Source organism: Spiroplasma endosymbiont of Cantharis lateralis (assembly GCF_964030855.1).
GTDB lineage: Bacteria > Bacillota_I > Bacilli_A > Mycoplasmatales > Mycoplasmataceae > Spiroplasma_A.
Window position 1 is genome coordinate 312,954 of the sequence record NZ_CAXIQF010000008.1, and the last position, 15,969, is coordinate 328,922.

Sequence of the window (15,969 nt, forward strand, 5' to 3'; positions counted from 1 at the left end):
TAAAAATTAAGTAAAAGCTATATGTCAATAACAAATGAAAATGTCTCAAAATCGTAGATTTATTAAACTGTAAATCTACGATTTTTATATTGTTCCTTTCATGTTTTAGAAAAGTAAATATAATTTGTATATCTAAAGTGATTAGATGGAACACTAGGTTTTTTAATTTTAGACTCAGTTTTTTTAACTTCATTAACCTGACCAACTGGTGTATTTTTAGTTTTGACTTCCACTAATCTATAGAACTTATCTGTATAATTTGCATAGAGCTCATTATCATATGTTTCAGTTATTAGTAATTTTGTTTTACTTGCAAAAGTTGTTATATCGTATCCATCATATGTTAAATATGTTTTTGTTTTATATTTAATTATTCCACCTTTATGAACTTGTCTTTCTTCTCTTCTAGCTAAAACAAAATTAATATCCGTATTTTTATTTCAAATTTTCATTTTATTTTTGTTATTATCAATTTGAGTAGAGAACTTGTGATTAAAATTAGGTATGAAAACATTAATTAAGTAATCATTGGCCTGCTCAATAGTTTTGATATTGAATTGTCTTAGTTCTTGGGGAAGTCGTTTTTGAAAAGAACCTCAAAGACGTTCAATCTTGCCTTTGGTTTGCGCGCAACTAGTACTTGTTAGCTTAATTCCAAGTTGTTGACACGTAAAGGCATACTGTATATTAGAGTCTGTTTCAGTAGACTCTTTTTCTTTTGTCTTATAATAAAATACTGTTCTTTTATCTGTAAGTATTTCCTCAGGAGTTCCATAATTTAGAAACATTTGTTTTGTAGCTGTATAATATCCAAATAATGTTTCTTGATAATCAAAATAACCTGCTAATACTTTTCCTGTTGAGTCATCAATGAAAGCATGTAGCGATCATTTTTCATTGGTTACTCAATTATGGCTACATGCGTCTGTTTGAATTCTTTCTCCAAAATATTCCTTTCTATTTTGCATGGGTCTACATTCTTCTAAACTAATAATCTTATCTTTAAAAAACTCTTGTTCCTTATTTGTTAATTTATTTTCTAAGGACTTTTGTCTTAATTGTCTAATTAATTCTTTTCTAGTTGATCTGTGCATATAAGGGGAGTAAACCTCATTTTTAAATAATAAATCTCTTAAGTAAGTGTAACTAACTTTTAAATCTTCATATTCTTCTAAGGATTCTTTGAAATGAACTAGATTATAGTCATGATATTTTTCATTTCTCAAATTTAATATTTTTTGTTCAATTTCATAGGGTGTAGATCTATTTGATAATTTACCTCAGTTTTTATGTATAAATGCAGATATACCTTCATTTGATAATCTTTTAATATTTCTATTAATTGTTCTTCGTGTGCAGTTAAGAATTTGCTCTGCTCTCATTTTTGTTATTTCCCCAGAAATAACTTTTTTAATTGTTTTATATTTTAAATTCTCCATATAACTTAATTTCCTTTTTAATTTCATAATTTGTTACCTCTAATACTTAATTGTAATTGGAGGATATCAATATTTATATAAATATTGGGACATTTCTATTTGTTATACATTGAGACATTATCATATGTTATTTACAATTAAGTAAAAGCTATATTGTTTTATGTAATTAAAAAAGGTATAATTATATTACAAACTTTATGACATAGGAGGTATTTATGAAAATAGAGGAACGTACATTTATTGCATTGGATTTAGGAACAAGTAACATATTGGCTTATGTAGGAAGACAAGGTATAGTTTACGACGAACCTTCAATTATGGCATATGACAATATAACTAATACACTAGTTGCATTAGGTCAAGATGCATATAATTTAATTGGAAAAACTAATGATAATATCAGAATGGAAATACCAATTAGAGATGGTGTAATTACAGATTTAGATGCTGCAAGAGATATGTTAAAACATGTATTTAGTAAGTTAAAAATGTTAAATGAATGAAAAAATTCAATTATTTTATTAGCTTGTCCAAGTGAAGTAACTGAACTTGAAAGAGAAGCTTTAAAACAAGTTGCTTACGATATGGGAGCTGAAATTGTTATTGTTGAAGAAGAAGTAAAAATGGCAGCTTTAGGAGCAGGAATTAATATTGAAATTCCAAAAGGAAATATAGTAATTGATATTGGTGGAGGAACTACTGATATAGCAATTATTTCAGCTGGAGATATAATTATCTCTAGATCAATTAAAATTGCAGGAAATGCATTTAACGAAGAAGTAAAAAAATACATCAGATCAGAATATAATGTAACAATTGGTGATAAAACTGCCGAAGAAGTAAAAAAAGAATTAGGTTCATTAGCAAAATATAAAGGTGAAAGAACTATGTCTGTTTTTGGTAGAGATATTATTTCAGGATTACCAAAAGAAGCTATTATTAGTTCTGAAGAAATAAGAAACGTTTTAGTTAACGCTTTTAGTAGAATTACAGACTTACTAATTGAATTAATGGAAAATACACCACCTGAATTAGCTGGAGATATAATTACTAATGGATTTACAATATGTGGTGGTGGATCAAAAATTAGAGGTATTAAAGAGTACTTTAATGGGATTTTCTCAGTACCTTGTCACTTAACACCAAATCCACTAACTGGAGTTATTGAAGGTTCAAAAGTATTTGAAAAAACTATTAATCAAAGAATTGACAACGATTACTACGGTAAAAACGCAAAAAATGTTAAAAAAGGTAGTCAAACATCTTATTTATCATAAAAAAAATTGGTTTTATAAAACCAATTTTTTTTATGCTATTTTAAATATCTTCATTGCATTACTTGTTGTTGCCTCAATAATATCAGCTTTATTAAGCTTTTTAATATTTGCAATTTTTTCAATAGTATAAGCTATATTTTTAGACATATTTAATTTTCCTCTTTTGGGTTCTGGAGTTAAATATGGTGCATCAGTTTCTACAATCATTTCATTTAAAGATAACTTCTCCACAGTTTCATGAAGTTTAGTTGCATTTTTAAATGTTACAACACCTGGTATTGATATTAGATAACCTCTTTTAGTAAATTTTTTTGCAAGCTCAATTCCTCTTGTATAACAATGGACTATGGCTCTTTTAACTTGAAGTTTATCCAAAATTTCTAGTGCATCTAAGTAAGCTAGTTCTGAGTCATCCTTATCTCTAATATGCATCATAACTACTAGTTCATTTTTCTTTGCAATTTTTATTTGTTCTTTAAAAAACTCTTTTTGAATTTCCTTATGTTCATCTGTATAAAAATAATCAAGTCCTACTTCTCCAATTGCAACTACATTATCACTATGAGCCATTTCATCAATTTCTAGTAGATCTTCTTTTTTAAATTTATAAACATCATTAGGGTGAATACCAATTGCTGCATAAACATTAGGGTATTTTAAAGCATACTTACATGCCTCCTTAGAAGAATTAATATCAAACCCTACACAACAAAAATGAGATACTCCATTTATTTTTGCATCTTTTATCATTTCAGAGACTTCAATCTCTTGTTCCTTATATACAACATCATTAAAGTGTGTGTGTGTATCAAATATACCTGCCATAATTAAAACCTACTTTCCTAGACAATACTTTCTAAAAATATTGTCAATAACTTCTTCATCCGCGTCATAAATTCCTAAAAGATTATTTAGAATTTTTAAAATTTCATAAAGATCTACATTTATTAAATCAGTTGTAAAACCTTCTTTAATATTTTTTAAACTATTTTCTAATAATGTTAATATATTCTTAAACATTTCTATGTGAAATAAATTTGATAAAACTGGAATATCACTTTCTAAAATATCTTCATTATTAAATTCTAATTCAATTTTGCTAATAAGGTCCTTTATATCTCCCTTAAGAGCAGAAACAACAACTAAATCTTTAAACTCTTTTCTAATCTCTTCAATATCACTTTTTTTAAGCAATTCAGATTTATTTAGTACAACGAGATGTTTTTTATTTCTTATTTTTTCATATATCTCATAATTAATTTTACCTTTATTTATAACAAATAAAATAAGATTTGATGTATTGATTAAAGAAATACTTTTTTCAATTCCAATTTTTTCAACCTTATTATCAGTTTTTCTTATACCTGCACTATCTATTAAATTTAGTGTAAAGTTTGTAAAATTTAATTCTCCTTCAACAATATCTCTAGTAGTACCTTCAATTTCTGTTACTATAGCTTTTTCTTCTGAAATTAAAGTATTTAAAAGTGAGGATTTTCCAACATTTGTTTCTCCGAGTATTAGGGTATTTATTCCAGTTTTTAAAAAATTAAATCTTTTACTTATATCCAATATTTTTAAGGTCTCTTGTTTTAAAAAATCTAGTTGTTCAATAATTTCTTCAGGGCTTGAACCCTCAACGTCATCATAGTCTGGGTAATCAATCGATGTTTGAATTTTTGAAATTAAATCTATTAAATCATTTTTCATATCTATTAGTGACTTATGATTTTTTCCTTCTAAATTTAGAGCACTAATTTTTAAGGACAGTTCATTTTTAGAATCAATTAAATTATTAATGCTTTCAGCTTGTATAAGGTTTATTTTTCCATTTAAGTAAGCTCTTTGAGAAAATTCACCTGGTAGGGCTGGTCTTGCTCCATATGATATTAATAGAGATACAATATGATTTGTAAGTAGAATTCCTCCATGACATTGTATTTCTACAACATCCTCACCTGTAAATGAATTACCATTTGCAAATGTCAAAATTAAAGCTTCATCAATAAGATCTTTCTTATCAAATAATTTTCTAATTTGAATTTTGCTACTCTTTGTTAATTTATTTTTTAATAGCCTATTTGTAATTTTAAAAGCATTTTCTCCAGATATTCTAATAATAGATATTGCTTGCTTTGCTATTTTAGTAGCACAAGCAACTATAGTATCATTTATATTTAATTTCATTTTACCAACTTCCCAATCTTGATTATAACAAAAAGAAAATCAGAATATTAATGTTCTGACTTGTATATTATTCTAATTTTTCTTTCGCCAATTTGACCTGATGTCTTTGTTTTAAGGTTATTATACTTGGAAATTATCATATTGATCTCTTTTCTCAAAGGCTTAGGATATGATGGTAATATCTCTTCTTGCTTTGAAAGTAGAACATTATTTATAATCTTATTCAATTTTAATCTATTGAAATCCTTCTTATTTTTATTTGAAATATTAAAATTAATAATCTCAAAATCCAGAAAGATATTAAACTTCATTTTTATTAAGCTTTTAATAACCCTTCATAAATTCAATTTTGTTTCTTTATTAAGTTCTAAAATTGAATCATATGCAATTACATTTTTACTCTTTGACTCAATTCTAAAAATTGATATTATTTTAATTTTAGAAATTTTTAATAGCTGCTCATTTAAAAACTTCATTATTTCAATTCTTTTTTGACTAGAAATAAATAAAATCACTTCATTTATTTTTTCGTAAAAAACCAGTGTTGTTTTTGACTTTTTACTTATTAGGAAGTGATTTATTTTATTATTTTTTATTTTTAGATTCATTTGAGACTTTTGCAGCTAATGTCTTATTTTTATTATTTTGTTTTTCTCTTTTTTTCTTTAATCTTGAAACTCTAGTTTCTTTTAAGTAATGGAAACCTAAAGTTTGCATTATTTGGAATGTCGAAGAGAAAATTCAATAGATAGCAACACCAGAAGCAATATTAAATACAACGAATAGGAATACAACCATAAATACTATTTGCATAATTAATTGTTTTTTTCTAGCTTTTTTTTGTTGCTCTGATTCTAATTTTGGTTTCTTTTTAAACATCTGCAGTATCATTGGAAGTAACATTGAAGTAATTTGTAGGGGTAAATAAATAACAATTAAAGTTAAATATATTCAGTTCCCTTGTTTTATTTGTTCAAATGGTACTTCTACCAAAGTTATTTTACCAACAGTTGCAACTTTTAGTGCATGTGTTGCTCTAACAACAGAAAACATCGCAAATAAGAAAGGCATAGATAAGAATGACGTTGCAAGCGAACTCATTGGGCTTATACCTTCCTTTTTATATAATCCCATTAATTCAATTTGTTGTTTTTGTTTTGCACTTGGATCCGATGAATGCTTATACTTTTCTTGAATTTCAGCTTGTTTTGACTGTAGACCCTGCATTTTTTCTTGATTTATTTGTGTTTTTCAAGTAAATGCTAATGTAATTCCTCTAATTATTAAAGAAGTGAAGAATATTGCAAATATTGCTGAAACTCCATATGATGCTGAATTAGGATCTAATCCTTTCTCATTATGAGTAGAGAATAGACTTATAAACCCAACTAATACCCAAGAGATTGGGTAAACAAAGAACCCATAAAAAGGAGATGAAGTGACTGTAAATGCTTGACCTCAAGAGGATATTGGATTAAAGGCATATTCAACCATATTACCATTATTGTCTACTTGGAATCAATGATTCTTTGAACTTCAATCACCTAATGAATTAATAATTATTTCAAAAGAGACACCTGGAGAAAATATTTTATTTCCAGACATATCAGTAATAGTACTAACTGTATACTTTGGTTGATACATTTGTACACAACCTCAAAGCATTGAGACAATAATAAATACAAATAATATCAACTTAGTTCAAACTCAAAAGATTTTTAACTTATCTTTTGTAGTTTTTTTATTATTATTATTATTTAGATATTTAGAATAATCCTGTTTGTACAAGATGTTCACCTCTCTTTTATTTTATTTGTAATAAAGACTTTCTCAGAACTTCTAAATTAAAGCTATAGTCTTTATTTAAGAATAAATTTCTAGCTATTAAAATAATATCAAAGTTCTTATCTTTGTGATCATCTAATAATTCATAAATCATTGACCTTAGTTGTCTTTTAATTTTATTTCTAAATACTGCATTACCCATTTTTTTTCCAACAGATATTCCGTATCTAAATCTATTTAAAGTATTTTTTTTAAAATAAATCACAAATTCCTTTGATTTAATAAATCTTTTAGAACCTATAATACTTTGAAATTCATGATTCTTTTTAATTATATTTTTGTTTTTCATATTTATTATTATGCAGTAAGTTTAGTTCTACCTTTAGCTCTTCTTGCTTTAATAACTTTTCTACCATTTTTAGTTGCCATTCTAGCTCTAAAACCATGAGTTCTAGCATGCTTGATTTTACTTGGCTGTCAAGTTCTTTTCATAAAATACCTCCTTTTTTTAAAACAAAACTTCATTAAATATTATAACTTAAAACACAGATATTTTGATACTAATTATTGTATTTTGTGTAACTTCTTATGAGTAATAAGCGATTATGTCCCTACATATTAACAAGCGACTTTGTCCTCCTTTATAATCAATAAATGGAGGTTTTATGAAAGGACTAATATTAAATACCATGAAACAAGAACAACTAAGATTAATTAAAGACTTATCTTTAAGAAAAGAATCTATTAAAAATACAGCCTATAAATTAGGTTATAGTGTTAGACACACAAGAAGAAAACTTAAAGAATATCAAGAGATTGGAGCAAAATCTTTTATTCATAAAAATACCAATAAAATACCTATAAATAAAATTTCACAGTTATTTAAAGATGAAATAATTGAATTATTTCAAACTAAATATTATGACTTTAGTATTAAACATTATTGAGAAAGAAATTGAAAAAGCAAAATAAGCTATTCTGCAATTAGACACATATTAATAGAAGAAAATATTTTAATTGATACTCTTAACAGAAAAACAAAAAAAGATATTCGTAAAAATTTAAAGGCAGCAAACCAAGAAAATTTAACAAGCGAGTATCTTTCAAAATCAATTATAACAAGCAAACCCCATCCTACTCAAAAGAAAATTGTAAAGTTTGGAGAAATCTATGAAACTGATGCTTCAAATCATCAATGGATTAAAAACTTAAAATGTCATTTGCATATTGTAATTGATAAAGCTAGTAAAAGGATTTTGGCAGGCTATTTCAGTGAACAAGAAACTACTGAAAGCTATTACAATATCTATAAAAAAACCTTTAAACATTACGGTTTACCAAAATTAAATGTTAGTGATAATAGAAATGTTTTTAGTAGTAAAAATAATCGTGATCACTTTGGTGATAGCGTTTCAAATACACAATTACAATTTATTTTTCACTCTCTTGGAGTAAATACAAAAACAACTTCAATCCCCCAAGAAAAAGCATTAGTTGAAAGAACTTTTGGAACATTGCAAAGAAGATGACCTCAAATAATTAGACTCTTAAATTTAAAAAATATTGATCAGTTAAATAATTATTTACCTCATCTTATTCAAGAATACAATCAAGATTTTTCAATCCCTTTAGACCAATTAGAATCAGTAACTAGAGAATTTGATCAAGATGAAGATATTGTTTTCTCTTATCGAAGTGAAAGAATTATTGATAATGGTCATAGTATTAGTTTTAAAAAAAATAAGTGATTTATATGTAAGGGCTTTACTCCAATTTACTTTAAGCCAAAGTTAAAAGTAATGGTTATGGAAACTGTAAATAAAAAGTATTATGCATTAATTGGAAATGACATTTACAATCTTATTCAAGTTGAAGATGAACGTTTACATGGAAGTATGAAAACACTATCTGATAAAGAATTTGAAACTACCAAAATACCCAAAATTGAATCTCCTTGAAAAGCAACTAACTGATATTTTTTTGATAGAAAAAGAAAAAATACAAGATCTATTTATTAGATAAATCTTGTATTTTGAGACATAATCGCTTATTATCTACATACTAATTATTGTATTTTGTGTAACTTCTAACAACTTATTAATAACATTTGTATGTGGATAACTATTGAAATAACCTTTATTTAAGGCATATTTTAACTTTTTTTATCCCCAATTTAAGTATTTTTGGTATATTTTTAAAGTTATGCACATCAAAACTATGTGGATAACTTATAATTTAAATGTTGTATTCAAGGTGGGTAAAAAAATGAGTAACATAGCATTATGAAAAGAAATTAAAAAGTGATTAATATCTTCTGATTTAATCGAACCAAACGTATATGAAGAGTATGTAAAGAGTGCTTCAATTGAAGATCTTTCAGAAAATCAGAAGGTTATTGTTGTTAATAAAGACTTGTCTAAGTACTATTTGGAAAACATTGTAAAAGAACTTAAGGATAAAATAAGTAAAATATTGGAAAAGGATATTTCAATAAGTTTTTTATCAAAAGAAGAATTTAAAAAAGAAAAAAAGATAAGTGAAATAATAATAAGTAAGAAAAAAAATATTGGAAAAGATTTTAATTTTGATAGTTTTATTTCAGGTAAAAGTAATAGTGAAGCATATAATGCTTCAAAAGCTTTAATAAATAATTTAGGTAATAAATGAAATCCATTATTTATCTATGGAGATTCTGGTTTAGGTAAAACTCATTTACTTAAAGCTATAAATAATGAACTAAATTTGCAAAAGGATGATTTAAATATCAAATACTATGCATCAAATGACTTTAGAAAAGAAATTTTAGATTCACTACTAGGTGGTTTCAAAGAAATAGAACAAACAAAAACTGAAATGAATGAAATTGATGTTCTATTAATAGACGATATTCAATTTCTTGCAAATAGTGGAAAGACTAATGAAATATTTTTCAATATTTTTAATGCTTTTATTGAGGAAGGTAAACAAATTGTAATAACTTCAGATAAATTTCCTGAATTATTAAATGGTTTTGATAAAAGATTAGTTTCAAGATTTAATCAAGGTTTAAGTATAAAAATTGAACCACCAGATGTTGAAACAGCTTTAAAAATAATTGATTATAAAACTCAAATTGCAAATTTAAATTTAACAAATGAATCAAAAAAATATATTGCATCTCATTTTGGATCTGATGTAAGAAAAATTGAAGGAATAATTAATAAAATTGAATTTAAACTAATACAAGAACAAGATTCAATAGGAGAAATAATAGAACTTGATACTATACAAAAATTATTAGAGGACTATTCATATGCTCCTGGTGGAGAAATAACTGTTCAAAAAATAAAAAGTGTTGTTGCTCAAAATTATGGAGTTAATGTAAAATCAATTGATGCAAAAAATAAAGTATCTAGTGTTGTTATTGCAAGACACGTTTCAATGTATTTAACAAATGAACTAATGAAAAAAAATTATTCAGAAGTTGGTATATTGTTTGGTGGAAAAGATCATACAACTGTTATAAATGCATGTAATAAAATTAAAAAGGCTATTGCTGAAGATAAAATTTTTAAGAATACATTAAAGAAGATTAAAAAGGACATAACTTCTTAATTATAAAAAAATAGTATAAAGTGGTAAAATATTTTCATAAAGTTCTTATTTTATTGGTATTTTAAAAGTTATCCACATTTTAAGAGCATAATAATAATATAAATAATAGATAATAAATATGGAGGTATTTTAAATGTTCTTTAGTATAAATAGGCTATCTTTTATTGAAGAGATAAATAAATGTAATAGAATTATTGATTCAAAATCACCTACACCAAGTATTAGTGGAATTTTATTAGAAATTGAAGCAGATAAAGTTTCTTTAATTTCTTCAAATACATCAATGTCAATAAAAACAATTATTGACATGGGAACTAATGGTTTATTAATAAAAGAAACTGGTTCTATCTTAATAAGAAGTAAATATTTCCTTGAAATACTTAGACGTATGGATGATGACATTGTTAATGTTTCTAGTATAGAAGAAAATTTAGTTTCCTTATCAGGAGAAAAATCTGAATTCTCATTAAACATTTTAAATTACAATGATTATCCAACTATTGGTTTTAGAGAAAAAGGAAACATTGTTACAGTAAAAAATATAGATCTTAAAAAAAGTTTGAATCAAACAATAATTTCTGTAAATGAATGAAATCAAAAAATAGTATTAGCTGGTTTAAATTTTTCTATAGACAATTCAATGTTTTATATTACAGGAACTGATGGTTTTAGAGTATCAAGAAAAAGAATACAGTTGTTTGATGAAATTCCAACTAAGTTTGAAACTAATATACCTCATAAAAGCGTTTTAGAATTAATAAAATTATTACCAGAAAAAGGAGAATGTAAAATTGTCTCTGTTGATAGTCATGTAACTTTTATAATTAATAATACATTATTTCAAACAACAATCTTAGAGGGACAATTTCCTGATGTTAATGCAGTATTTCCAACAGATTTTAATACAACATTATATATGGACAATAAAAAGTTTTTTAAACTAATATCAAGAGCAGATATTCCAAGTGAAGAAAATACGTCAACAGTTGTAAATCTTATTTTAAATAATGATAGTATTTTTATTAAATCTAATATTCATCAAATTGGTAGTTTTGAAGAAATTTTTAAGGAATTTGAATTAAAAGGATTAGATGAACAAAATATTTGTTTTAACTCAAAATATTTAATTGATTCATTAAAAACTTTTGAAACTAAAAATGTGGAAATTAATTTAATTGATTCTAAAAAACCAATTGTTATATCTTCTTCTGAGGATATGGATTTGAGTCAAATTATTTTACCTATGTTTTCAAATTAATAACTTATATGTACATACCTTTCACTTACTTAAATGATATAATTAAAGTAAGTGAGAGGTATTTTTATTATGGAAAATAATAAGTATGGAGCTAATCAAATTCAAGTACTTGAAGGATTAGAAGCTGTTAGAAAAAGACCTGGAATGTATATTGGAAATACAAATAAAACTGGTCTTCATCATATGATTTGAGAAATATTGGATAACTCTGTGGATGAGGCATTAGCAGGTTTTTGTAATGAAATATCTATTTTTATAACTGATCAAAATGAAATAATAATTAAAGATAATGGGAGAGGAATACCAGTTGATATTCACCCAAAAACAAAAAAAACAACTTTAGAAACAATTTTTACTATTTTACATGCTGGGGGTAAATTTGATGAAGCCACTTATAAAGTCTCAGGTGGTTTACATGGTGTTGGTGCTTCGGTTGTAAATGCATTATCATTATATGTTGAAGCAATGATTTCAAGGGATGGAAAAATTTATCATCAAAGATTTTCTGAAGGTGGTAGAAATGCAACTGCTCTTAAAGAAATTGGAAATTCTGATTCAAATGGATCAATTATAAAATTTAAACCTGATCCAGGAATTTTTAAAGAGGTTATAGATTTTGATTTTAAGGTAATTCAAAATAAAATTAGACAATTGGCTTTTTTAAATAAAAAATTAAAACTAAATTTATATGACCAAAGAAATGATAAATATCTTAGCTATATTTTTGAAGATGGAATAAAGGATTATATAAAAGAAATAAATAGTGGAAAAGAAAAAGTACATGATGAAATTTTTTATATGTCAAATAGTTTTAATGATATTGAAGTTGAAATTTCAATTCAGTATAACGAAACATATGATGAAAATTTATTTTCATTCTGTAATAATATTTTTACATCTGAAGGTGGTTCACATGAAGAGGGATTTAGAAGCGCATTATTAAAAGCAGTTAATTCTTATACTAATGATCTAAAAAACTTTAAAGGTAATAAATTTACTTGAGATGATTTAAAAGAAGGAATTGTAGCTGTTGTTTCAATTAGACATAGAGATCCTTTATATGAGGGACAAACAAAAGCAAAATTATCTAATACAGATGCTAAGGAAGCAGTTTTAGAAATAACAAATGAAGCATTTAAAGAATTCTTATTGAAAAATCCAAATGATGCTAAAAAGATTATTGAGAAAATTTTAGTTTCTCAAAAAGCAAGAAAAGCAGCTCAAAGAGCAAGAGAAGATACAAGAAGAAAATCAGCAATTGATAATTTTTCATTACCTGGAAAATTAGCAGATTGTGAGTCAAAAGATATTCAAGAATGTGAATTATATCTTGTCGAGGGTGATTCTGCTGGAGGTAGTGCAAAAACTGGTAGAAATAGAAAAACACAAGCAATTCTTTCCTTAAGAGGAAAAGTTTTAAATGTTGAAAAAGTAAAACAGTCTAAAGTTTTTGATAATAATGAAATTCAATCTATTATTGCAGCAGTTGGAATTGGTGTTAAAAATGATATTGATCTTAAAAAATTAAGATATGGAAAAATAATTATTATGACCGATGCTGATGTTGATGGTGCGCATATAAGAGTATTACTGTTGACTTTCTTTTATAGATATATGAAGGAATTAATTTTAAATGGAAATGTTTATATTGCTCAACCACCGTTATATAAAATTGATAATGGAAAAAACATTTTTGACTATGCATATAATGATTTGGAACTTGATCAATTAAAAGATGAAAAGTATAAAGAATTAAAATATACAATTCAAAGATATAAAGGGCTTGGTGAAATGGATCCTATTCAGTTATGAGAAACAACAATGGATCCTGAAAGAAGAACTATGATTCAAATTAAAGTTGAAGATGCATTTCTTGCAAATGAAGTTTTCTCTAGTTTAATGGGAGAAAATGCAGATTTAAGAAAACAGTTTATTACTGAGAATGCACAGTTTGTAGAAAATATAGATATTTAAAAATAGGTAGGTATAACTAAATGAGTGAAATAAAACACGGTCGTATTTTGGAAATGGACATTAAAAGTGAAGTTGAAAAAGATTTTTTAGAATACTCAATGAGTGTTATTGTTAGTAGAGCTCTTCCTGATTTAAAAGATGGATTAAAACCTGTACATAGACGAATTATTTATGCTATGAATGATTTAAAAATTACATCAGATACTCCTCATAAAAAGTCTGCTCGTATTGTTGGTGAAGTTATTGGTAAATATCATCCACATGGAGATTCATCAGTTTATGAAGCTATGGTTAGAATGTCACAAGATTTTTCTTACAGATATCCATTGGTTGAGGGACATGGGAATTTTGGTTCAATTGATGGTGATGGTGCAGCTGCAATGCGTTATACTGAAGCAAGACTTTCAAAAATTACATCTTTATTATTAAAAGATATTGATATGGAAACAGTGCCATTTGTTGATAACTATGACGCTTCTGAAAGAGAGCCAAAGTATTTAACTGGTTATTTTCCAAATCTTTTAGTTAATGGAGCAACTGGTATTGCTGTTGGTATGGCCACTAATATTCCACCTCATAATCTAAGAGAAGTTGTAGGGGCAACTATTGCATATATAAAAGATGATCAAATGACAATTGATGATATTTTAAAGTTTATTAAAGGTCCAGATTTTCCAACAGGAGCTTTAATGACAAATGGAAAAAGTATGATTGAAGGTTACAGAACCGGTAAAGGTAATTTAATAATAAGGTCAAAAATTGATATTGAAGAAACTAGCAAAAATCAAAGAATTGTTGTTAGTGAAATCCCATATCAAACTAATAAATTAAAGGTTGTTGAAAAAATTGTAGAACTTTATAAAAACAAAATTATAATGGGTATCTCAGACATTAGAGATGAATCTAACTATGAAGGAATTAGAATTGTTATAGAATTATCTAAAAACTCTAACCCTCAACTTATAATTAAAAAACTTTATAAATATACAAATCTACAATCTAGTTTTGCAATAAATATGCTTTCTCTAAATAATGGGATTCCTGTTGTTTTAAACATTAAAGATATAATTAAATTTTATGTAAAGCATCAAATTGAAATAATTGTTAAAAGAAGTATTTTTGAAAAAAATAAGTTAAATTCTAAACTACACATTCTAAATGCAATTAGAATCACATTAGATCATATTGACGAAATTATAAAAATTATAAAGGAATCAAAAACTACTGAAATTGCACATCAAAAATTATTTAAAGCTTTTGGATTTGATGAAAAACAATCCAAAGCAATTTTAGATATGAGATTACAAAGATTAGTAGGATTGGAAAGAGAAAAAGTAGAATTAGATATTAAAAATATAGAAATAAGAATATCTGAACTTGAAGAAATTTTAGTTTCAAAAGAGAAACAAAATGATTTACTTATTAGTCAACTTGAAGAAATAGTAAATAAATTTGGTGATGAAAGAAGAACAAAAATTATTGAAGAGGATGAAACTCAAATTGATGATGAAGAGTTAATTCAAGATAGTCAAATGTTAATAACTTTATCAGAAGATGGATATATTAGAAGACTTTCTAATGAGGAATTTAAAACTCAAAAACGTGGTGGTAAAGGTGTCATTATAAATAATAATCATGAAGATAATATCTCTATTGCAAAATTTGGTAAAACAAAAGATGATGTATTATTTTTTACAGATGAAGGAAAAGTTTATAGAATCAAAGCCTATAATATAACACAATTTTCTAGAAATGCTAGAGGTGTTCCAGTAATTAACTTTATTGGAATAAACTCATCTGAAAGAGTAACATCGATTCTACCTTTAAAAAATAAAAAAAATATCTTTAAATATTTACTTTTTGTAACTCAAAAAGGAGTTGTTAAAAAAGTTGAAATAGAAGAATTTAACAGAATTAATAACTTTGGAAAAATTGCAATTAATTTAGACGAAGGAGATAAACTAGTTTCAGTAATACCAACAATTGGAGGTACTGAAATTTTAATAGCCTCATTGAATGGAAAAATAATTAAAGTAAATGAAGATAATTTCAGACCAATGTCTAGATCATCTAGAGGAGTAAAAGGTATGGGATTAGACAAAAATGATTTTGTTGTTTCTTCATGCTCAAGTTACAAAAACGAAAGTGTGGCAACAATATCGGAAAAAGGAATTGTTAAAAAAACACTTATAAGTGAGTATAATATTTTTGGTAGAGGTGCTAAGGGTGTTTTAGGAATGAAACTTAGTGATAAGACAGGAAAATTTAAATCTCTTTTAGCAATTAGAGAAACAGATGAAATTTTAATGATTTCTTCAAAAGGTAAAATAATAAAAATTGGGGCTCAAGATATCAACTTGCAATCAAGAAACTCTGCTGGGGTAATTGGATTTAACTTAGAAGAGGATGAAACTATTACATCAACTACATTAGAATGAAATAAAGGTGAATAAAA

Annotated in this window: 13 protein-coding genes; 6 read left to right on the forward strand and 7 right to left on the reverse strand. The window is 25.7% G+C overall.

Features of this window, described 5'->3' with window-relative positions; all coding sequences use genetic code 4:
- Window positions 1-62: 62 nt before the first annotated feature.
- Window positions 63-1,466 (reverse strand): ISNCY family transposase, encoded by a 1,404-nt coding sequence (locus AAHM99_RS03740; protein WP_342275037.1) that lies wholly within the window; start codon window positions 1,464-1,466, stop codon window positions 63-65.
- Between the two features lie 188 nt (window positions 1,467-1,654).
- On the opposite strand from AAHM99_RS03740, the gene mreB reads away from it, so the two are divergent.
- Window positions 1,655-2,716, forward strand: a complete 1,062-nt coding sequence (gene mreB / locus AAHM99_RS03745) for a rod shape-determining protein (RefSeq protein WP_342275377.1) — start codon at window positions 1,655-1,657, stop codon at window positions 2,714-2,716.
- Window positions 2,717-2,746: 30 nt separating this feature from the next.
- Here mreB and AAHM99_RS03750 read toward each other — a convergent pair whose 3' ends face one another.
- From AAHM99_RS03750 to rpmH, 6 genes are all read right to left on the reverse strand, one after another.
- Complete coding sequence (locus AAHM99_RS03750; protein ID WP_342275378.1) at window positions 2,747-3,541, reverse strand: TatD family hydrolase; 795 nt, start codon at window positions 3,539-3,541, stop codon at window positions 2,747-2,749.
- A gap of 9 nt (window positions 3,542-3,550) precedes the next feature.
- Window positions 3,551-4,897, reverse strand: a complete 1,347-nt coding sequence (mnmE, locus tag AAHM99_RS03755; protein WP_425288805.1) for a tRNA uridine-5-carboxymethylaminomethyl(34) synthesis GTPase MnmE — start codon at window positions 4,895-4,897, stop codon at window positions 3,551-3,553.
- A gap of 53 nt (window positions 4,898-4,950) precedes the next feature.
- Complete coding sequence (locus AAHM99_RS03760; protein ID WP_342275380.1) at window positions 4,951-5,379, reverse strand: hypothetical protein; 429 nt, start codon at window positions 5,377-5,379, stop codon at window positions 4,951-4,953.
- 109 nt (window positions 5,380-5,488) lie between these two features.
- A complete protein-coding gene (yidC, locus tag AAHM99_RS03765) occupies window positions 5,489-6,691 on the reverse strand; it encodes a membrane protein insertase YidC (protein ID WP_342275381.1) in 1,203 nt (400 codons plus the stop codon).
- Between the two features lie 16 nt (window positions 6,692-6,707).
- The gene (rnpA, locus tag AAHM99_RS03770) at window positions 6,708-7,037 is read right to left on the reverse strand and encodes a ribonuclease P protein component (RefSeq protein ID WP_342275382.1); all 330 of its coding nucleotides are present in this window, start codon (window positions 7,035-7,037) and stop codon (window positions 6,708-6,710) included.
- An 8-nt stretch (window positions 7,038-7,045) separates the two neighbouring features.
- Complete coding sequence (gene rpmH / locus AAHM99_RS03775; RefSeq protein WP_342275383.1) at window positions 7,046-7,180, reverse strand: 50S ribosomal protein L34; 135 nt, start codon at window positions 7,178-7,180, stop codon at window positions 7,046-7,048.
- A 173-nt stretch (window positions 7,181-7,353) separates the two neighbouring features.
- Between rpmH and AAHM99_RS03780 the strand changes: the two genes are divergently transcribed.
- The 5 genes from AAHM99_RS03780 to gyrA all read left to right on the forward strand — a co-directional run bounded on the left by AAHM99_RS03780 (window position 7,354) and on the right by gyrA (window position 15,967).
- Window positions 7,354-8,706, forward strand: coding sequence for a hypothetical protein (locus tag AAHM99_RS03780; RefSeq protein WP_342275384.1), 1,353 nt, complete (start codon window positions 7,354-7,356; stop codon window positions 8,704-8,706).
- Between the two features lie 247 nt (window positions 8,707-8,953).
- A complete protein-coding gene (gene dnaA / locus AAHM99_RS03785) occupies window positions 8,954-10,282 on the forward strand; it encodes a chromosomal replication initiator protein DnaA (RefSeq protein WP_342275385.1) in 1,329 nt (442 codons plus the stop codon).
- Window positions 10,283-10,415: 133 nt separating this feature from the next.
- Window positions 10,416-11,540 carry a DNA polymerase III subunit beta gene (gene dnaN, locus AAHM99_RS03790; protein WP_342275386.1) on the forward strand — a complete coding sequence of 375 codons (1,125 nt, stop codon included), beginning with the start codon at window positions 10,416-10,418 and terminating at the stop codon, window positions 11,538-11,540.
- A 69-nt stretch (window positions 11,541-11,609) separates the two neighbouring features.
- Window positions 11,610-13,514 carry a DNA topoisomerase (ATP-hydrolyzing) subunit B gene (gene gyrB, locus AAHM99_RS03795; RefSeq protein ID WP_342275387.1) on the forward strand — a complete coding sequence of 635 codons (1,905 nt, stop codon included), beginning with the start codon at window positions 11,610-11,612 and terminating at the stop codon, window positions 13,512-13,514.
- Between the two features lie 20 nt (window positions 13,515-13,534).
- The gene (gyrA, locus tag AAHM99_RS03800; protein ID WP_342275388.1) at window positions 13,535-15,967 is read left to right on the forward strand and encodes a DNA topoisomerase (ATP-hydrolyzing) subunit A; all 2,433 of its coding nucleotides are present in this window, start codon (window positions 13,535-13,537) and stop codon (window positions 15,965-15,967) included.
- The last annotated feature ends 2 nt before the right edge of the window (window positions 15,968-15,969 follow it).